Below are 19,146 nucleotides of genomic sequence, written 5' to 3'. Positions count from 1 at the left end.
CCGACGAACCCCCACCGAGACGATCACCGTAAGGACACAGTCGATGACGAACAATGCCGCACCGGCCGAGGATGCTGCCGTGCCGCGGGACGGCCTCCCGGCGCTGCTCGCCCCGCTCGGCCTCGCCCCGGAGGACCTGTCCCCCGACCCGGCCGAAGAGTCCGAGGAACCCCAGGACACCCGGCCGCCGGTGCTCAGCCGTCCGGTCACCCCCGATGACCTGGCCCCGGGCGATCCCGGGACCGGCGACGACCCCGGGATCGCCGCAGCGATGCCCACGCCGCCGCGTCACGTGGTCGAGGCCGCCGAGGAGGCCCCCGGGCACTGGTTCGCGCTGTCCGACCCCGCCTGGACAGGCGGTTGGCCGCCACCCGAGTGGACCGTGGTGGGGGAGTGGCGTGCGGACGACCTCGGACAGCTCGTCGAGTGGCGGCACAACCCGGACTACGTGCGCTCCCCGGCGGCCCGCGGCTGGCCGCGGCCGACCGACGCCGTCGACGCCGCCGTACAGCGCGCCGCCGCGGGCTACGGCCAGGACGACGAGGTGCCCGAACTGCTGGCCGGGGCCGAGGTCGCCGTGTTCGTGACGCCGGGCGGGGAACCGGTGGCGGCGATCGCCCCGGACGGCACCCCGGTGGTGCTCGCGTTCACCTCGGAGGCCCATCTGTCGAACGCGGGACGTCTGACGTACGAGATCCACGACGTGCCCGCCCTCGCCGACCGGCTGCCCGAGGGCCACCAGATCTATCTCAACGCCTCCGCTTCGGTGTCCATGTGCGTGGAACCGGCGGCCCTCGCGCGGGCGATCGAGCGCGCCCGGCAGGAGGCCGATGCTCCCGGGACCGGTGAGGAGGAGCCCGCCTACAAGCCGGACGGGAGGCCGGACGCGGTGCCGGAGGGGAGGCTGGACGCGGTGCCGGAGGGGAGGCTGGACGCGGTGCCGGAGGGGAGGCTGGACGCGGTGCCGGAGGGGAGGCTCGACGCGTTGCCGGACGGGAGGCTGGACGCGGTGCCGGACGGGAGGCTGGACGCGGTGCCGGACGAGGGACTGGAGATCGAGCCGGACGAGAGGCCGGAGACCGAGCCCGAGGAGGTCATCGCCGTGGCCACCCGCGTCGACACCAGCGGGTCCACGCCCGCGTCCGGACCCGACCCGGCGTCTTCGGCCGCGGCCCCCGACACCGGGACCCGGTCCGGCGAGACCCCCGAGCCGTCCGACACCCCCGCTCCCGCTCCCGCCCCCGTCGCCGCGCCGGTCACCGCGACGCTCGCCGAGAGCGCGGCGGCGGCGCTGATGTCCACCGCCGATCGCTGACGGCCCCCGCGTGGAGGACGATGAACGCCGTGGCCCCCGGGGAAGGGGGCCACGGCGTTCATCGTGCTGACTGCTTCAGCCCCGGCAGGGCTCAGGCAGGGAACTGCGCCCCGGCAGACGGTGATCGCACCGCCCCGCCCGCCGACTCCCCCTCGGCCTCCGGCAGATCCTCCGGCAGCAGCGTCTGAAGGTCCTCGAGCCCCGGCGCGGTCATCGCGCCGAGCCTGCGGGCCTGACTGGTGGTCATCGACTGGAGCAGCTGACGTGCCGTACGGGCGTTGCCGAACGAGCGGTCACGGGGGAGGGCGGCGAGATGCCCGCGCAGGGCCTCGACGGTCTCGGGTCCGCAGGTGTAGCCCGCGTCGGACGCCTGGGTGCGGACGATGACGACCAGTTCCTCCGTGGTGTAGTCCTCGAACCGCACATGGCGGGAGAACCGCGAGCCGAGCCCGGGGTTGGAGGCGAGGAAGCGGCGCATCTCCTCGGTGTATCCGGCGACGATGACCACCACGTCGTCCCGGTGGTCCTCCATCAGCTTGAGCAGGGTGTCGACCGCTTCCCTGCCGAAGTCGGAGGGCGCGTTCTCGGGCGTCAGCGTGTACGCCTCGTCGATGAACAGCACACCCCCCAGAGCCCGTTCGAAGGTCTCCCGGGTCAACTGGGCGGTGTGGCCGACATACCGGCCCACCAGATCGGCGCGGGCCACCTCGACCAGCCGGCCGCGCGGCAGCACACCGAGGGAGTGCAGCAGGTCCGCGTAGAGCCGGGCCACGGTGGTCTTGCCGGTGCCGGGCGGGCCCGCGAAGACCAGATGATGGCTGAGCCTGGGGGCCGGGAGGCCGACGGCCTCCCGTTGCCGGGCCGCCGCCAGCACGCTCACCAGGTCGCCGACCTCCCGCTTGACCGCGTGCAGGCCCACCATGGCGTCCAGCCCCGCGAGCAGCGTCTGCGGATCGGGCGCCGCGTCCTGTGCTGTACCGGACTCGTCCGCGCAGACGTCGGCGGGAAGCAGCAGCGCCAGATCGCTCTCCGCGGGATCCACCATCGCCGCGAGCCGTACGGCCTGCCGGTCGATCATCTCCTCGAACACCCGGCGTGCCTCACGGCCGTTCCCGAACGAGGCGTCGCGAGGCATCCGCCGGTAGAACCGGGCGAGAGTCTCCCGGGTGCTCGGGTGCAACTCGTACCGGTGGGCCGCGCACATGTTCTCCGTGATGGTGACCATGTCCGTGTCGGAGTAGTCGACGAACTCGATGCTGCGGGTGAAACGCGAGGCCAGACCCGCGTTCGCGGCCAGGAACGCCTCCATCTCCGCGGTGTACCCGGCGACCACCACGACGACGTCGTCCCGGTGGTCCTCCATCAGCTTCACCAGGGTGTCGATCGCCTCACGGCCGAAGTCGGCGCCGGAACCCTTGCTGTCGGAGAGGAGCGTGTACGCCTCGTCGACGAACAGCACACCGCCGAGCGCCTCCTTGAACGCCTCCGTCGTCTTGATGGCCGTACCGCCGATGACCTGGGCCACCAGGTCGGCCCGCGAGACCTCGACCAGGTGACCGGAGCGCAGCACGCCGAGCGAGGCGAGGATGCCGCCGTAGAGCCGTGCCACGGTGGTCTTGCCGGTGCCGGGCGGGCCCGCGAAGACGAGATGGCGGCTCATCGGCGGCACCGGCATGCCCAGCTTCGCGCGCCGCTGGGCCAGCTGGTTGAGGTGGACCAGTGTGGAGACCTGCTGCTTGACGCCCTCCAGGCCGACCAGCGCCTCCAGTTCGGCCATCGGCCCCGAGACGGGGGCGCCCTTGGCAGCGCCGCCCGGCACGCTTCCGGCGCCGGAGCCCGCCGGTGTCTCCCGGCCGCTTCCGTCGGAGACCTGCGTGCCCCAGGCGTCCGGGGTGGCGTTGTCGAGGCTGGACAGGTCCTCGACGGAGAGCCGTTCGCCGGCGCGGGTCTGGCGCAGCCCGGAGCCCCGGTTGCCGCGCACGGTACAGCCGGTCACGGAGACCGCCTCCGCGGTGTCCACCCTGATCCCGTCGCCGAGACCGCCGGACGTCTCGCACTGCCCGATGACGGCCCTGGCGCCCGGGGACAGCAGGATCCCGTGGGCTCCGGAGCCGGTGATCCGGCAGCGGGTCGCGGCCAGTTCCGCTCCTTCGGACACGACGATCCCGGAACCCGAACTCTCCTCGACGGCGGTGTCCCGTACGGTCACCCGGCCGCCGGGCGCGACGGTCACGCCCGCCTCACCCGGCGTGTGCAGCCGGCCGTCGCCGAGGTAGAGGCTGCCGCCCTCGGCGATCAGCACCGCGGAACCCTTCGCGCCCTCGATCCGGCAGCCCTCCAGCCTGCCGCGTCCCCCGTCGTCCACCTCCACGCCGTGCCCGCCGGGGGAGGAGATCAGGGCCCGGTGCAACAGGGGGTCGGCGCCCGAGCGCACGGCCACGGCGACCCCTGCCGCGTCCGCCACCTCCAGCCGGTCGAACTCGGGGGCGGAGTCCTCCGTGATCAGTACGGCGGCCCTCCGGTCGGCACAGTCGCGCACCACGGCCCGGTCGAACACCGGCGTCGCGCCACCGCTCACCCGGATCGCGGGCCCGGCCGCGGACAGGAACTCGCACTCCTCGAAGGTCCCCCGCGACCGCTCGTCGACCACGAGCCCGGCCGCGGCGGTCCGGACCGTACGGCAGCGGCGCAGCGTGGGATCGCCGCCCGAGGACACCACGATGCCGGCCTCCGAGGTGCCGGTGACCGTGACATCCTCCAGGACGTTGCGCGCGGCCGAGGTGACGTAGACGCCGGTGCTGACGTCCCGCACGGCGGTGCGGAGCACCGTGGTGCGGCTGAGCCCCTCCAGGGCGATGCCGGGCTTGTCGGTGGCGGAGATCTCACAGTCCTCGACCGAGCCCCGCGCCTCGCCGTTGGCCAGTACGCCGTTGCCCCGCGCGTCCCGCATCCGGCAGCCCCGGACGGTGGTGCGGGAGCGCTCGCCGAGAACGATCGCCGAGGACCCCAGATGCTCGATCTGGCAGTCTTCGACGACACTCCCGCCCGGCGCGATGTCCACCACACCGGCGCCCGCCGGATTGGTGACGCGGCAGCCCCGTATGGCCAGCGAACCCGACATCCGGGCCAGTACGGCGGCCCAGCCGGAGCCGACCACCGTGCAGCGCTCCATGGCGACCTGTCCGCGCGGCGCGTCGACCACCGGTACGTCCTCGTCGCCGCCGCGCAGCAGGAGGCCGGTGAGCATGACCTCCTCCGCCATGAGGGTCACCGCGCTTCCGTGGCGCGGGCAGATCTCGACGCTGTCCCGATCGCCCTCGGCGACGATCGTCACCCTGGTCCGGATGCTGAGGTTCTCGGCATAGCGCCCGGGGGCCACACTGATCACGGCGCCCGTGCGCGCCTGCGCCAAGGCCTCGCCGATCGTACGGTAGCCGTCCGGGCGTTCCGGGCAGACCATGAGCACCTGCCGTGACACTGTCCAACCTCTCTGAGCCACGTACGCGCGTGCGCGGACGACGCAGCACCGACGACTGTGGTTCACATCCCCGGGCCGGTGGCGGCGCCGGGTCGTTGGATCGTAGACAGAGAAGTGTGCGTAAGAACTGACCTTGAAAAGTGGGACCGGAGCCGATCAGTCACGGGGACGACAACAGACACGGCCGCGTCGGCCGGCTGCCTTTCGTCCTCGTCGGTCCGCCCCACGCCGACAAGGCCGCCGTGGAGGCCCGAAGGGCGTCATCACCGTCGTCGAGGCGGGCGGCCGGTTCCAGGTCGTCATCGGCAACCCGGTGGGGCACGCCCCCCGTTGTGGGGAAGCGGTCCCGGCATGCGGGAGCGGGCGAGCCGGTTCACGGAGGCCAGGCCGAACTCGTGGGCTCGCGTCGCCCGGTCGACGAGGCTCACGTGGGGGACAACTATTTGTTGACGTCGCGAGTCTTCGTCGGTGATCACGTTGTGATCGCACTGACGAGGAGAACATCATCACCGCCATACGAAAGACCTTGACTGCCACCGCAGTTGCCGGCGCCGTCCTGGCGGGTTCGGCCGCCTGCGGCACCGTGGAGCAGCTCACCGCCGGTAAGAAGCTCGACGCGGCCTTCGAGAAGCTCGCGAGCGAGAAGTCGATCTCCTTCGAGCTCGATCTCGACACGGACTCCCGGAGTCTGAAGGCGCTGGACGCCTCGACGAATCCTGAGCCCGGCGAGGAACTGCCCGACGAGGTCGCCGACCTGTTCAGTGGCGCCAAGATCAGTGTCACCGTGCAGTCGAAGAAGCCCATCGGGGAGTCCGGAGAGAAGGACTACGTGGGGATGGCGCTGAAGATCAGCACCAAGGACGGCGACCTCACCGAGTACCGGGTCGTCGGCGACTACACCTATATCCGCTCCGACGTGAACGCCCTCGGCAAGGCGATGGGCTTTCCCGTGCCGTCGATGAAGGACCTGCCCCCGGAGGCGAGCGGGCTCAAGAAGGTGCTTGACGGCGAGTGGGTGAAGGTCAACACCAAGGAGATGGAGCAGACCGCCGCGGAGATGGGCGCGGAGCCCGGGGCGACGCCCGCGCCGGATCCCACCCTCGACGCCAAGGCGCAGAAGCAGCTGCTGGAGGCGCTGCGCGAGACCATCGCCCGCGAGGTCGATTTCAAGACCGCCGATGACAAGGACGGTTCCGAGCACATCACCGCCACCGCTCCGTTCCGTACGCTGATCACGAAGTTCCTCGGCGAGATCCGTCCGCTCGCGAAGAACTTGCCGCCGGGCATGGAACTGCCCACGGACGAGGACCTCAAGGACGCCCCGAACGCCAAGGTCACGGCGGACTTCACGCTCAAGAACGGCGAGCTGACCCAGGTCTCCGTCGACCTTGCCAAGCTGGCCGAGAACGCGAAGGTGAAGAAGCTGGGCCTGGTGGTGCGGATGAGCGAGGGCCAGAAGCCCACGGCCCCGGCCGGCGCCACCGAACTGAACATGGAGGAGATCCTGGGCGGGTTCGGCGCCGCGATGATGGATGAGGAGGCCTTCACCGAGGACGCGGCGTAGCCACGCGGCACAGCCACGCCACGCCAGGCCAGGCACGCACGGCGGCGAGCACGCCCACCTTGCTTTCGGGACGAAGAGGTCGTGGGTTACCGTCCCGCCACCCCGGCGGTTGAACAGCAACGCAGAGGGCCCTTACCGATTCGGTGAGGGCCCTTTGGCGTTGCTGCGAGTCTCACTGCGTGACTGTCGATGCGTGAGTGCTTGGCTGCGTCACCACGACGGCCGCGGACCGGTGCCGAAGACGCGAGTTCCTCGGTCCGGACACCACGTTCAGTGCCGAACTGATCATCAGCGAGCTCGTCACCAACGCCATCCGCTACGGAGGGGATGGGCCGTTTCGGCTGCGACTGGTCCTGGACACGGTGCTGACGTGCGAAGTGTCCGACACCAATGAGACGCAGCCGCGCCTGCGCCGGGCGCGGCTGACGGACGAGGGCGGCCGGGGACCGTGAGGCCCTGCTACGTGTGGATCTCCAGTGGGAAGCCCCTGGCTTCAAGCAAGACGGCTACGCCTACCGGGCAGTGAGGATAGTGCCTCGGCCGGCCTGAGGCGGGTGTCGCAGGCTCGCATCCTGCCAGGGTGCCTTGCGCGGTGGCGGGTCAGGCCGGGGTGTCTGCGTCGGCGTCCCGCGTGGAGGCCGCGAACGCCTCGGGGCCCTGCTCCGCCGCCGCCGGGTCCATCCACATGACCTGCCAGCCGTGGCCGTCGAGGTCGAAGAAGCTGCGTGAGTACATGAAGCCGTAGTCCTCGGCGCCGTCCGCCTCGGAGCCGCCCCCCGCGAGTGCGGCGGGCGCTGACCGTATCGACCTCGTCACGGGATGACACGCTGAAGCAGTACAGCGCCAGCGTGTGCGTGGTGGGATCGGCCATCGGCAGTTTCGCGAACTGCGCGAACTTCTCACGGCTGAGCAGCATGACGAAGGCGTTCTCGCCGACCAGCATGCAGGCGGCGGTCTCGTCGGTGAAGTTCGGGTTGAAACCGAACCCGAGATGGGCGAAGAACGCCTTGCTGCGGTCGAGGTCGGCTACGGGGATGTTCACGAACAGCATGCGGCCGGGGTGTGCGGGATTCGTCATGGCGGGTCTCCAGTCGGCGTCTCGATGGCGTACGTCCTGGTAGACCGGCCCGGTCGGCGGAACTCATCGGTGGATCCTCGCCGGCTACCCGAACAGCAGCCGCCTTGGCTTGGGTCACCTCGGTGCCGACGGGAGCGGACGTGGAAGAGATCCTCGCCCTGGCGGTCGCTGACGGGGCAGGGCCGCCCGACCAGCCACGCCAGGAGTTCCCGCTGAGTCCTCGAGCGCGGCCGACGGTTCGACGACGAGCCCGGCCCGACGGAGGGCCCGCTGCGCGGTGACGGCGCGCGGGCCCGTGCGTCACCCGTGCGTCATGCGGATCCGGGTTCGGCTCCGAGTCCGGTGGCGGGCGGGGAACTCCAGCCGGCCTCGGGATCGAGCGGCAGTTCCGGGTGGTCGCGCTTGAAGGTCTCGGCCTGTTCTTCGAGTCTCGGCAGGGCGTGGTCGGGTGCGCCGAAGCCGCGGAACAGGGTCGCGCAGTACTCACGGGACAGGAACGCCGCGTCCCACTGCCCGTCCGTGCGCACCCATTGATAAGTGTGGTTGTGCAGATTGAGGAACTGCAGGGTGGCCAGCCGCGGCGGCATCGCCCGGAAGGTGCCCTGTCCGACGGCCTCCGCGAGCAGCCCCGAGATCACCTGTTCGAAGTCGGAACGCTGGCCCAGCAGGGTCTTCAGCTCGGCGCCGCTCAGACTGCGGTAGTCGTGCTCGTAGACCCAGATGTGGTCGAGCCTGCGGAAGATGATGGTGAGCAGCGACTCGGACAGCAGGCGCAGCCGCAGCAGGGGATCCGTGTCGAGGTCCGCGATCTGGCGGGCGCGGGAGAGCAGCGGCCCCATCACCCGCGCCTGGATCTCGACGAGCAGGTTCTCCTTGGAGCCGATGTAGTAGTACAGGGCTCCCTTGGCGAGGCCGACCGCCCGGCCCAGGTCGTTGATGGACGTCGCCGCGTACCCCTGCTGGGCGAACAGCGACGCCGCGATGTCGATGATCTTCTGGCGTCTGACCTCGAAACCCGGTCCATGGCCCGGCGGTCGTGGCATCGCTTCTCTCCCCGCTTGACGTGACGACGTCGATCAAGGGCGACCCCCGGGACCACGTCGGACGGCTTTTTCGGCAGATCCGGGGGAAGCGGGCTCCGGGGCATCGCTCGGTTTGCTAGACCAGACGGTACGTCAAAGGGGCGGACCCGGGTGCCCCGGTCACGGTCCCCGGAGGCGCGACCGGGTCCGGGCGGTTCCGGACGCCGTCGGCCGCGAGACACTCGTCCTGTGACGGGTGTCCCCAGTGAGGAGTGACGCATGACCACGGTAGGTATCGCCACCGGCGCGGGCAGCGGGACGGGGGAGGCGTGCGCGCGGCGTCTTGCCGAGACGGTGGACGTGCTGTTGCTCGCCGACCGGAACGAGGCGGCGGCCGCCGCGGTCGCGAAGGACGTGTCCGGCCGGGGCGGGAGGGCCGTCGTCGAGCCGTTCGAAGCGGATGTCACCGACGCGGAGGCCCTTGCCCGGCTGGCCCGGCGGGTCGGGGAGCTCGGCACGCTCCGGGCGGTCGCGCACGCCGACGGCGTCGAGCCGGAGGAGGCCGGCTGGCGCCGGATCCTCGAGGTCGACTTCGTCGGAACCGCGCTGGTCGCCGAGGCGCTCCGGCCGTTGGCCACCGCCGGTACGGCGTTCGTGTACTGCGCCTCGGTGTCCCCGCTGATCGCGCACATCGACCCCGACCCGGCGGTCGCGGCCGTCCTGGACGATCCGCTCCAGGAGGGATTCCTCGACCGGATCCGCGAGGCGATCGGCCCGGCCGTCGAGGATCTCTCGTGGGCGTACCCGTGGGCCACCTACGGTGTGCACCGTTTCGCCCGCGCCGAGGCGGTGCGGCTCGGGCCGGTGGGCGCCCGTGTGTGCTCCCTGTCGCCCGGTGCCATCGACACCCCGGGGACCCGTCTTGAGGTGGCGCGGCACGAGTCGGTACGGCAGCTCATCGAGCGCACGCCGCTGGGCCGCACCGGCCGGTACGACGAGGTCGCCGCCGTAGCCGCGTTCCTGCTGTCGGACGAGGCGAGCTTCGTCAGCGGCGTCGACATCGTCGTCGACGGCGGCCTGTGCGCGGCGGTGCGGGACGAGTGACGCCGGGTGGCGTGGGCCCCCCGCCCCGGGGGGCGGGCCGCGGCGGGGGGAGTGGGGCCGGGCGGGGGCGCGGGCGCGGGTTTTGTCGGGGGGGGGGGGGGGGGGGGGGGGGGGGGGGGGGGGCGGGGGGGGGGGGGGGGGGGGCGCCCGGGGGGGGGGGGCCCCCCCCCGGCTCGAGGTCGATGCAGGCCGGGCGCTCTGCCGTGCCGTGGGTCAGGGGGCCGGCGCGGGCCCGGCCCGGCAGGGCGCCGAGCGGGAGCACCTCACCGCTCACCGCTGACGGCCGTCGTCGACGTCTTCGACCTCGTCGACCTCGGTGACCTCTTCGACCTCGGCAACCTCGGCGATCTCGTCGACCAGTCCCCACCGCCGGGCGGTGACGGCGTCCAGCCGGGCGCCGCTCAGCATCATCCACGCCGCCCGCCACCGGCCGATCCGCCGAGGCACGCTCACCGTGCCGCCGGCGCCGGGCACCAGACCCATCGCGACCTCGGGCAGCCGGAAGAACGCCCCCGGTGCGCAGACCAGGCGTCCGGCGAAGGCGGCCAGCTCCACACCCGCGCCCACCGCCGCGCCCTGCACCCGGACCGTCACCCGGTCCCGCATCCGGTCGATCAGCCGCCAGGGCGCCCGGTCCAGCCGTACCAGACAGGCCGCGACGAGGTCCGTGGCCGTCCCGAACTCCGACAGGTCGCCGCCGCTGGAGAACACCGGCCCGGCACCGGCCAGTTCGACCCGCTCGACCGTGCCGTCGAGAAGGGCGAGTTCCAGGGCCTCGAACAGTTCCTCGCGCATCCGGAAGCTGAACGCGTTGCGCCGGTGCGGCCGGTCGAGCAGGACGGTCAGCCGATCGTCGTCCCGCCGGACGCGGACCGGTGGGCCCTCTTCCGGAGCGGCCCCGGGCGTACCGCGGCCGGCCAGCCAGGACGCGAACTCCGGCCCGCCGAGCAGCATCGAGTAGGCCGTCGCCTCGGCCGCCAGGCCCTGCAGGGTGCCGAGCCGTGGCGTCTGCCGCAGCAACTGTCCCAGCGCCAGGCTCGCCCGCGGGCGATGTTCGACGAGCCGGGCGAGCTCGTGGAACGAGACCAGCGGATCGTGCACGGTCACCAACTCCCGTGCCCCGGCGTCGACCTGGGGCGCCGCCAGGGTCAGCGTCACCGCAGCCAGCAGCGGCCGTAGCCGGTCCGGCGGCTGCCGGGTCGCGATGCCGAAGGTCAGCGGCAGGGAGTCGGCCACCCGGGCGGCCTCGGCCTCGACCCGGGTAGCGGCCACGTCGTGCCAGTCGTCGAGAACCAGGCACCGCACGGCGTTCCCCACCCGTCCGTCGGAACGGAGCAGCAGTCCTTCGTCGCCGTACGTCGGGTCGTCGCCGGGCGTCGCGCTCATCGGCCCGGTCCGAGGGACCCGGTGAGCTGTGCGACGACGTTCCGCGCGACGATGTTCCGTGCGGTGCCGGCCCGGTTCACGTCAGGCCGCGTCGCATGGCGTCGGCGACGAGTTCGCCGACGAGGACGGCGGTGGCCGCCGGGCCCCGCAGCGGGGGCGCGGGCAGGATCGACGTGTCCGCGACCCGCAGACCGCCGACACCGTGCACCCTTCCACAAGGGTCGACGGCCGCCCGGGGATCGTCGGCCGGCCCCAGGGGAACCGTGCCGCACGTGTGGTGGGACGTGCCGAGGTGCCCGAGGATCCACCGGTCGAGCAGGCGGTCGTCGTCCAGCACCCGCGCCCCCGGTTCGATGAGCCCGTCGGAGACCTCCCCGAAGGCGGGCGTGGCGGTCAACTCCGCCGTCACACGGACCGCTTCGCGCATGCGCCGCCGGTCCCGCGCCGTCGACAGATAGCCGTAGTCGAGGCGCGGAGGTGTCGCGGGGTCGGCGGAACGCGTCCGCATCCGGCCGCTGAGCCGCGGGGTCTGGACGGAGACGAGGAACGCGAGGGGCGCGTCGGGACCGGGAGGGGGCACCCGTCCGCCGATGAGCCCGGCCATGGGCACGAGGGACTGGAGTATCTCCAGGTCGCCCGGGTGGTCCCCGTCCGGCGAGGACAGGTGCAGGGCGCCGCCGAGCCAGGAGCCGGCGGGCGCCGGCAGCGGTCGTCGGGGCGTCCACTCCAGGGCCACCTGGGGATGGTCGCCGAAGCGGGCTCCGACGGCGGGAGCGTCCCGGACGACGGGGACACCGAGGGCCTCCAGGTCGCGACGGGGCCCGATCCCCGACAACTGCAGCAGGTGAGGGGAGCGGAACGCACCCGCGCAGAGCACGACTTCGCCACCGCGGACCACCCTGCGCAGGCCGTGCCGCTCGACCTCCACGCCGGTCGCGCGGCCGCGCGTGACCAGGACCCTGAGGACCGTACTGTCCCCCTCCACCCGGAGGTTGGGACGGCCGGACGCGCCCAGCAGGTGACTCATGCCGGTGTTCACGCGCACTCCGTCCACGGCGTTGGACGGCACCGGACCGAATCCCGGCGGGTCCTGGGCGTTCTTGTCGGGCTCCTCGGGAAAGCCCAGCCGGAGTGCGGCCGCCCGGAACGCGGCGGCGGCGGGGTGGCTCAGCCCCGTGCGGCGCACGGGCACCGGCCCGCGGTCGCCGTGCAGCGGGCCGGCACCGTGGTCGAGGTCGGTCTCCAGGGCGCGGAGCAGGGGCAGCACCCGCTCGTAGGACCAGGCCGCGCCGCCCACGGCCGACCAGTGGTCGAAGTCGTCCCGCCGGGCGCGGACGAAGTACCCGCCGTTGACGGTGGTCGAGCCGCCGAGGCAGCGCCCCCGGACGACCGTGTACGGACGCGTCGGAGTCAGGTGCACGGCGTACGCCTGGACGGCCGGGTGTCCGGGCTGTGCGCCGGGGACGAGCCGCGCGTCCAGCAACCCGGGTGCGAACGCCGACGCGTGACGCGGCGCCGGCCCTTGCTCCAGCACCAGCACGGTGCGGCCGGGGTCCTCGCTGAGCCGTGCCGCCAGGACGGCGCCGCTGCCGCCGGCGCCCACCACGATGACGTCCGGACGGCGTACCCGGCTGTGCCCCTGCTCGGTCCGTCTCATGGGCAAGTGATTCAAAACGCGGTGACCGGCCCGCGCGGCGACTCGTCCCGGTGGCCGGGACCGGCCCGCGTACCGGGCGCTGCGGTGACCTAGCGTCGGACGCGTTCGACGAGCCGGCGGCGCGGACCGCAGTGGTCGCGGCGCGAACCCCTCAGTTCCGACACCGGGCGCCGTGGGCGCCCAGGGAGAGTCGCATGGACGAGCTCCGCACCGCCCTGTCCGAAACGGCCGTCACCGAGGCCGTCACCCAGGTCGTCACCGAGGCCGGGTCCGGCGACGCCGTCGCCCCGCCGTCGCTGATCGAGGCCGAGGATCTCCTGGAGGAGATCTCCATCGACGGCATGTGCGGCGTCTACTAGGCGCCGCCGGATGCCAGGGATGGACCTCGACCGCGCCTGGGACCTGCATCCGCAGGTCTCGGTGCGGCCCGAACCCTTCGGCGCGCTGCTCTACCACTTCGGCACCCGCAGACTCTCGTTCCTCAAGGACCGCCGGCTCCTGGCGGTCGTCCAGGGCCTCGCCGACGCGCCCACGGCCCGTGCCGCCTGCCGGGCCGCGGGTCTCGGAGAGGACGAGCTGCCCCGCTACGGCCGGGCCCTCGCCGCCCTCGTCCGGTCGTCGATGGTCGTCGGAAGGACCTCATGACCACCACGCCCCGGCTGGTCGGCCTGTTCGAGCACGGGCTCGACGCACCGATCTGCCTCACCTGGGAACTCACCTACGCCTGCAACCTGTCCTGCACGCACTGCCTGTCCAGCTCCGGCCGGCGCGACCCCCGTGAGCTGAGCACCGCGCAGGCCAAGGCAGTCATCGACGAACTGGAGGCCATGCAGGTCTTCTACGTCAACATCGGCGGCGGCGAGCCCACCGTCCGCGCCGACTTCTGGGAACTCCTGGACTACGCCACGGCACACCACGTGGGAGTGAAGTTCTCCACCAACGGCGTCCGGATCACTCCCGAGGCCGCCGAGCGGCTCGCCCGCAACGACTACGTGGACGTCCAGATCTCGCTCGACGGCGCGACCGCCGACGTCAACGACGCCGTGCGCGGGGCCGGTTCGCACGCGACGGCGCTGCGGGCGATGGAGAACCTCGCCGCCGCCGGAATGCGCGACCTCAAGATCTCCGTCGTCTGCACCCGGCACAACATCCCGCAGCTGGACGCCTTCAAAGCACTGGCCGACCGCTTCGGCGCCCGACTGCGCCTGACCCGGCTGCGCCCCTCCGGACGCGGCGCCGACGTCTGGGACGACCTGCATCCGACGGGCGCGCAGCAACGCGAGCTGTACGACTGGCTGTCGGCGCACGGCGAGCAGGTGCTGACGGGCGACTCCTTCTTCCATCTCTCCGCGTACGGCGAGGCGTTGCCCGGTCTCAACCTGTGCGGCGCCGGACGAGTCGTCTGCCTGATCGACCCGGTCGGCGACGTGTACGCCTGCCCGTTCGCCATCCACGAGGAGTTCCTCGCCGGGAACCTGACCGGACCGGGCGGCTTCCGGGAGGTATGGCGCGGCTCCGAGCTGCTGCGGCGGCTGCGCACCCCGCAGCACGGCGGAGCCTGCGCCTCCTGCGCCTTCTACGACACCTGCAAGGGCGGCTGCATGGCCGCGAAGTTCTTCACCGGGCTTGCGCTGGACGGCCCCGACCCCGAGTGCGTGCGGGGGCACGGTGAGGCGCTGCTGGCCCGCCGGGGCGCGACCGCGTTGCCCAGGCCGTCCGGCGACCACTCCCGCAGGACCGTGGCCCTCGTCCTCACCCGCCGGCCACCGGTCGGTCTCTGCGACGAGAACTCGCTGGCCGGGACGGCTGCGGCGCCGACCGGAAAGGACGCGGCACATGCCTAGGAACCCCTGGTTCGAGACGGTCGCCGAAGCACAGCGCAGGGCCCGGAAGCGGCTGCCGAGGCCGGTCTACGGCGCGCTCGTCGCGGGCTCGGAGGGCGGCCGTACCCTCGACGCCAATCCGGCGGCCTTCGCCGAACTGGGCTTCGCCCCACGGGTCGTCGGCCACCACGCCGAACGCGACCTGACCACGACCGTGCTGGGGGTGCCCACCTCGCTGCCCGTGCTCATCTCACCGACCGGCGTGCAGGCCGTCCACCCGGACGGGGAGGTGGCCGTGGCCCGGGCCGCCGCGAGCCGGGGCGTCATCATGGGGCTGAGCTCGTTCGCGAGCAAGCCCGTCGAGGAGGTGGCCGACGCCCAGCCCGACCTCTTCTTCCAGCTCTACTGGAGCGGAACGCGCGAGACGATGACACAGCGCATGGACCGGGCCCGGGCGGCCGGCGCGAAGGCGCTCATCGTCACCCTCGACTGGTCCTTCTCCCACGGCCGCGACTGGGGCAGCCCCGCCGTCCCGGAGAAGCTCGACCTCAGGACCGTGCTGCGGTTCGCCCCCGAGGTGCTGCCCCGGCCCGGATGGCTGTGGCGGTACGCCAGGTCCGGCCGGCTCCCCGACCTCACCGTGCCCAACCTGCGCGCTCCCGGCGGCGAGGCGCCCGGCTTCTTCGCCGCCTACGGCGAGTGGATGCGGACCACGCCCCCGACCTGGGAGGACGTCAAGTGGCTGGCCGAGGAGTGGGGCGGACCGCTGCTCCTCAAGGGCGTGACCCGGGTCGACGACGCCAAGCGGGCCGTGGACGCCGGGGTGACGGCCCTGTCCGTCTCCAACCACGGCGGCAACAACCTGGACACCACCCCCGCCACCGTCCGGGTCCTCCCCTCCGTCGCCGAAGCCGTCGGCGACGAGATCGAAGTACTCCTCGACGGCGGCGTCCGCCGTGGCGGCGACGTGGCGAAGGCACTCGCCCTCGGCGCCCGTGCCGTCCTGATCGGCCGCGCCTGTCTCTGGGGCCTCGCGGCGAACGGACAGGCCGGTGTCGAGAACGTGCTGGACATCCTGCGCGGCGGGCTCGACTCGGCCGTGCTGGGCCTCGGACACTCCTCCGTCCACGAACTGGGGCCCGAGGACCTGGTGATTCCTCCGGGCTTCCCGCTCGCCCTGGGCGGCGGGCGCCCGCCGGCGGCGCCTCCCGCGGTTGCGGCCGACGTCGAGTCACCGGTCGCCTGAGCATGGCGGGGGACGCCCTGTCGCGAGTCCTGGCCGACACCGCCTGGCCGGCCGTGCCGCCCGGCGCGCTCGTCCTGGTTCCGGTCGGGTCCACCGAGCAGCACGGACCGCACCTGCCCCTCGACACCGACACCGTCGTCGCCCACGCCGTCGCCCGGCGGACGGCCGACGCCCTCGCCCCGGGCCCGCACGGCCCACCGCTGGTGGCGCCGCCGCTCGGCTACGGCGCCAGCGGCGAACACGCGGACTTCCCCGGGACCGTCTCGATCGGGCACGACGCGCTGCGCGTGGTCCTCGTGGAACTGGTGCGCTCGCTGTCCCGGTGGGCGGGCCGCGTCGTCTTCGTCAACGGCCACGGCGGCAACACCGCCACCCTCGACACCGCCCTCGCACTGCTGCGGGCCGAGGGCCACGACGCCGCCTGGACCGGCTGCGAGGTGCCGGGCGGCGACGCGCACGCAGGCCGCGCCGAGACCTCCGTACTGCTGCACCTGGCCCCGGAGCGCGTACGGCTCGACGCCGCCGTCGCCGGCGACACCCGCCCCCTGGCCGTGCTGCTGCCGGAGCTGAGGGCCCGCGGTGTCCGTGCCGTCGCGCCCTCCGGCGTGCTGGGCGATCCCGCCGGGGCCTGCGCCGAGGAGGGCCGCCGGGCCGCGGAGGCGATGGTGTCCGCGACGGTCCGCCGGATCACCGCGTGGACCTGCGACGCCAGGGGCCGCCTCGCCGACCCGGCGCACCGCGAGGCCGGACGCCGGTGACGCTTCCGGCCGGCTTCCGGGTCGAACTCGACCGGCACACCCGGGTGCTCGACGGCGGCCGGGCTCTCCTCGGCGGGTTCCCGACCCGGCTGCTGAGGCTTACCCCGAGGGCCCGGCGGCTGCTCGCCGGCCGGACGCTCACCGTGCGGGACGCGGCGAGCGCGCTCCTCGTGGACCGCCTGCTCGACACCGGCATGGCCCATCCCGTCGCCGACTCGCTCCCGGCGCCCCCCGACCCCCGGTACACGGTCGTCGTACCGGTCCGCGACCGCCCACGCCAACTGGACCGGCTGCTGCGAAGCATCGGCACGGACACCTCGGTGATTGTCGTCGACGACGCCTCGCGGCGCCCGGCCGCCGTGGCGGCGGTCGCCGCCGGCCACGGCGCCCGGCTGGTCGCCCTGGCCGCCAACACCGGACCGGCCGGCGCGCGCAACGCCGGGCTCCGCCTCGTCACCACCCCGTACGTGGTCTTCGCCGACTCCGACATCGTGCTGGACCCCGAGACCGTGCCCACTCTGCTGAGGCACTTCGCCGACCCTCTGGTCGCCCTGGCCGCACCCCGCGTCACCGGCCTGCCGGCCCCCGCCACGACCTGGATCGAACGGTACGAGAACGCCCGGTCCTCGCTCGACCTCGGCGCCCATCCGGCCCCGGTCCGCCCCGGCACCCCCGTCTCCTGGGCGTCCTCGGCCTGCCTCGTGGCACGGGTCGACGCGCTCGCGGAGGGCTTCGACGAGCGCCTGCGGGTCGGGGAGGACGTCGACCTGTGCTGGCGGCTGATCGCGGAAGGCCGGCGCGTACGGTACGAACCCGTCGTGCGGGCCGCCCACGAACATCGCGTGCGGGTGGGGGACTGGCTTCTGCGCAAGGCCGTGTACGGAACCGGGGCGCAGCCGCTCGCCCGGCGGCACCCCGCGTACATCGCACCCGCCGTGTTCGCCCCCTGGAGCACGGCGTTCGCCGCCGCGCTGCTCGTCCAGCGGCGCTGGTCGGTGCCGGCCGCGGGGGCGATCCTCGGCGTCGTCACCCTGCGCATCGCCCGCAAACTCGACGGCACCCGGCATCCGTACCGGCTGGCCGCGCGGCTCACCGCCAACGGCGCGCTGGGCACCCTGGCACAGACGTCCGCGCTGCTGACCCGCCACTGGTGGCCGCTGACGGCCGTCGGCTGCACGGTCTCCCGCCGGCTGCGCAGGGCCGCCGCGGTCGCCGCTCTGGCCGATATCGCTCTTGAGTACCGGCGCGACGGCATTCCTCTCGACCCGCTCCGCTACGGCCTCGCCCGCCGCCTCGACGACCTCGCCTACGGCGCCGGCGTGTGGTTCTCGGCTCTGAAAGGCCGCTCCACCGTGGCGCTGCGGCCCCGCGTCACCCGCTGAAACGGCTCAGTCCCGGTCAGCGGAAAGCGCGCAGCGGGTGCCCCTCCCGGGCGCCGACACTGTGGCCATCCAGCCGCCGGCGACGCGCGGCACATGCGAGGGATCAGCCACCAGGAGGTGTGCGGCGTGACGCATGAGGTGATCGGTCGTGTCGAGGAGCTGGGCGCCGAACTGGCAGCACTCGCCGACGAGAACGAGTCACTCGGCAAGCTGAGCGAGCGGACCGTCGAACTGCTCCGTTCCGCGGGGGTCATACGGCTCCTGCAGCCCAAGGAGTTCGGCGGATTCGGCGCCCATCCCCGGGACTTCGCCGAAGCGGTGATGGCCGTCGCCCGGCACGACGGGGCCGCCGGCTGGGTGTGCGGCGTCGTCGGGGTCCACCCGTGGGAGCTGGCGCAGATGGACCCGCGGCTCGCCCACGAGGTGTGGGACGACGACCCGGACACCTGGATCGCCTCGCCCTACATGCCCAACGGCATCGCCGAGCCGGTGGACGGCGGCTACGTCCTCAGCGGACGGTGGCCGTTCTCCTCGGGCAGCGACCACTGCGGCTGGGACTTCCTCGGCGCGCTCCTCGGGGACGGCAAGGGCAGGCCGGCCGGTCCCATCACGGTGCTGCACGTCGTGCTGCCCCGCTCGGACTACGAGATCGTCGACGGCACCTGGGACGTGATCGGACTGTCGGGCACCGGCAGCAAGGACGTCGTCGTCGACAAGGCGTTCATTCCCGAACACCGCGTCATCAGGCAGGAGGCGGTCCAGGACGGAGCCGCCGCGGAGGCGGCCGGACTGACCGACACCCTGTACAAGCTGCCCTTCAGCTCGATGTTCCCGCTCGGGATCACCGCGGCGGTCATCGGCATCTGCGAGGGCGCGCTCACCGTCCACCTGGCCCAGCAGCGCGAACGGGTCGCCGTCACCGGCGTCCAGGTGCGCGACGACCCGTACGTCCTCTACGCCGCCGGGGAGGCCGCGGCGGAGATCGCCGCCTCGCGGGTGCAACTCATCGACGGCATCAGCCGGTTGTACGACCAGGTCGAGGCCGGCCGGCCGATCACCCTGGAGGACCGGGCGAACGTACGGCGCAACCAGGTCCGTTGCGCCTGGCGGGCCGTCTCCGCCCTGGACGAGATCTTCGCGCGGTCCGGCGGGAACGCGATCCGGCGGGGCAACCCGATCCAGCGGTTCTGGCGGGACGCGCACGTCGGGCTCCAGCACATGATCCACGTGCCCGGTTCGGCGTACCACGCGAACGCCCTGGCCCAGATGGGACTCGAGCTGCCCGAGGCGATGCGCATCCTGATCTGACGCGGCCCTGGTGAGATGGACGAGG

At 73.1% G+C, this 19,146-nt stretch carries 16 protein-coding genes and 2 pseudogenes; 12 read left to right on the top strand and 6 right to left on the bottom strand.

Going from position 1 to position 19,146, the window contains the following annotated elements; translation table 11 throughout:
• Window positions 1-43: 43 nt before the first annotated feature.
• Window positions 44-1,315 (top strand): type VII secretion system-associated protein, encoded by a 1,272-nt coding sequence (locus ACFWBD_RS04380; protein ID WP_385662453.1) that lies wholly within the window; start codon window positions 44-46, stop codon window positions 1,313-1,315.
• Window positions 1,316-1,406: 91 nt separating this feature from the next.
• On the opposite strand, the gene ACFWBD_RS04375 is transcribed toward ACFWBD_RS04380, so the two are convergent.
• Complete coding sequence (locus tag ACFWBD_RS04375) at window positions 1,407-4,793, bottom strand: right-handed parallel beta-helix repeat-containing protein (protein WP_385662450.1); 3,387 nt, start codon at window positions 4,791-4,793, stop codon at window positions 1,407-1,409.
• A 526-nt stretch (window positions 4,794-5,319) separates the two neighbouring features.
• Between ACFWBD_RS04375 and ACFWBD_RS04370 the strand changes: the two genes are divergently transcribed.
• The 3 genes and pseudogenes from ACFWBD_RS04370 to ACFWBD_RS04360 all read left to right on the top strand — a co-directional run.
• Complete coding sequence (locus ACFWBD_RS04370; RefSeq protein WP_385662447.1) at window positions 5,320-6,357, top strand: hypothetical protein; 1,038 nt, start codon at window positions 5,320-5,322, stop codon at window positions 6,355-6,357.
• Window positions 6,358-6,554: 197 nt separating this feature from the next.
• Window positions 6,555-6,809 carry an ATP-binding protein gene (locus tag ACFWBD_RS04365; protein WP_385662444.1) on the top strand — a complete coding sequence of 85 codons (255 nt, stop codon included), beginning with the start codon at window positions 6,555-6,557 and terminating at the stop codon, window positions 6,807-6,809.
• Window positions 6,810-6,819: 10 nt separating this feature from the next.
• Window positions 6,820-6,906: pseudogene (locus ACFWBD_RS04360) on the top strand (cold shock domain-containing protein); the annotation flags it as partial.
• Between the two features lie 51 nt (window positions 6,907-6,957).
• On the opposite strand, the gene ACFWBD_RS04355 reads toward ACFWBD_RS04360, so the two are convergent.
• The 3 genes and pseudogenes from ACFWBD_RS04355 to ACFWBD_RS04345 all read right to left on the bottom strand — a co-directional run bounded on the left by ACFWBD_RS04355 (window position 6,958) and on the right by ACFWBD_RS04345 (window position 8,478).
• Window positions 6,958-7,173, bottom strand: coding sequence for a hypothetical protein (locus ACFWBD_RS04355; protein ID WP_385662904.1), 216 nt, complete (start codon window positions 7,171-7,173; stop codon window positions 6,958-6,960).
• Between the two features lie 172 nt (window positions 7,174-7,345).
• Window positions 7,346-7,408, bottom strand: a pseudogene (locus ACFWBD_RS04350) (glyoxalase); the annotation flags it as partial.
• 338 nt (window positions 7,409-7,746) lie between these two features.
• Window positions 7,747-8,478, bottom strand: a complete 732-nt coding sequence (locus ACFWBD_RS04345) for a TetR/AcrR family transcriptional regulator (RefSeq protein WP_385662441.1) — start codon at window positions 8,476-8,478, stop codon at window positions 7,747-7,749.
• Window positions 8,479-8,736: 258 nt separating this feature from the next.
• Here ACFWBD_RS04345 and ACFWBD_RS04340 point away from each other — a divergent pair, with 258 nt between their 5' ends.
• Window positions 8,737-9,561: an SDR family oxidoreductase gene (locus tag ACFWBD_RS04340; RefSeq protein ID WP_385662438.1), complete on the top strand. Its 825-nt coding sequence runs from the start codon at window positions 8,737-8,739 to the stop codon at window positions 9,559-9,561.
• Window positions 9,562-9,831: 270 nt separating this feature from the next.
• On the opposite strand, the gene ACFWBD_RS04335 is transcribed toward ACFWBD_RS04340, so the two are convergent.
• On the bottom strand, window positions 9,832-10,947 hold the full coding sequence (locus tag ACFWBD_RS04335) for an enoyl-CoA hydratase/isomerase family protein (protein WP_385662435.1): 1,116 nt from the start codon (window positions 10,945-10,947) through the stop codon (window positions 9,832-9,834).
• Window positions 10,948-11,023: 76 nt separating this feature from the next.
• Window positions 11,024-12,604 (bottom strand): mycofactocin system GMC family oxidoreductase MftG, encoded by a 1,581-nt coding sequence (gene mftG / locus ACFWBD_RS04330; RefSeq protein ID WP_385662432.1) that lies wholly within the window; start codon window positions 12,602-12,604, stop codon window positions 11,024-11,026.
• A 194-nt stretch (window positions 12,605-12,798) separates the two neighbouring features.
• On the opposite strand from mftG, the gene mftA reads away from it, so the two are divergent.
• The 7 genes from mftA to ACFWBD_RS04295 all read left to right on the top strand — a co-directional run bounded on the left by mftA (window position 12,799) and on the right by ACFWBD_RS04295 (window position 19,121).
• Window positions 12,799-12,963, top strand: a complete 165-nt coding sequence (gene mftA / locus ACFWBD_RS04325; protein WP_385662429.1) for a mycofactocin precursor MftA — start codon at window positions 12,799-12,801, stop codon at window positions 12,961-12,963.
• A 10-nt stretch (window positions 12,964-12,973) separates the two neighbouring features.
• Window positions 12,974-13,249, top strand: a complete 276-nt coding sequence (gene mftB / locus ACFWBD_RS04320; protein ID WP_385662426.1) for a mycofactocin biosynthesis chaperone MftB — start codon at window positions 12,974-12,976, stop codon at window positions 13,247-13,249.
• Window positions 13,246-14,448: a mycofactocin radical SAM maturase gene (gene mftC / locus ACFWBD_RS04315; RefSeq protein WP_385662423.1), complete on the top strand. Its 1,203-nt coding sequence runs from the start codon at window positions 13,246-13,248 to the stop codon at window positions 14,446-14,448. Before mftB ends, mftC begins: the two co-directional genes overlap by 4 nt.
• Complete coding sequence (mftD, locus tag ACFWBD_RS04310; RefSeq protein WP_385662420.1) at window positions 14,441-15,673, top strand: pre-mycofactocin synthase MftD; 1,233 nt, start codon at window positions 14,441-14,443, stop codon at window positions 15,671-15,673. The genes mftC and mftD overlap by 8 nt, the downstream gene beginning before the upstream one ends.
• Window positions 15,674-15,675: 2 nt before the next feature.
• Window positions 15,676-16,431 carry a mycofactocin biosynthesis peptidyl-dipeptidase MftE gene (gene mftE, locus ACFWBD_RS04305; protein WP_385662417.1) on the top strand — a complete coding sequence of 252 codons (756 nt, stop codon included), beginning with the start codon at window positions 15,676-15,678 and terminating at the stop codon, window positions 16,429-16,431.
• On the top strand, window positions 16,428-17,813 hold the full coding sequence (gene mftF / locus ACFWBD_RS04300) for a mycofactocin biosynthesis glycosyltransferase MftF (RefSeq protein ID WP_385662414.1): 1,386 nt from the start codon (window positions 16,428-16,430) through the stop codon (window positions 17,811-17,813). Before mftE ends, mftF begins: the two co-directional genes overlap by 4 nt.
• Window positions 17,814-17,939: 126 nt before the next feature.
• Window positions 17,940-19,121 carry a hydroxylase gene (locus tag ACFWBD_RS04295; protein ID WP_385662411.1) on the top strand — a complete coding sequence of 394 codons (1,182 nt, stop codon included), beginning with the start codon at window positions 17,940-17,942 and terminating at the stop codon, window positions 19,119-19,121.
• Window positions 19,122-19,146: the final 25 nt, after the last annotated feature.

This window comes from Streptomyces sp. NPDC060002 (genome assembly GCF_042737245.1).
Lineage (GTDB): Bacteria > Actinomycetota > Actinomycetes > Streptomycetales > Streptomycetaceae > Streptomyces.
The sequence above is the reverse complement of the archived record's forward strand: the minus strand, read 5'-3'. Positions and strand labels throughout refer to the sequence as shown.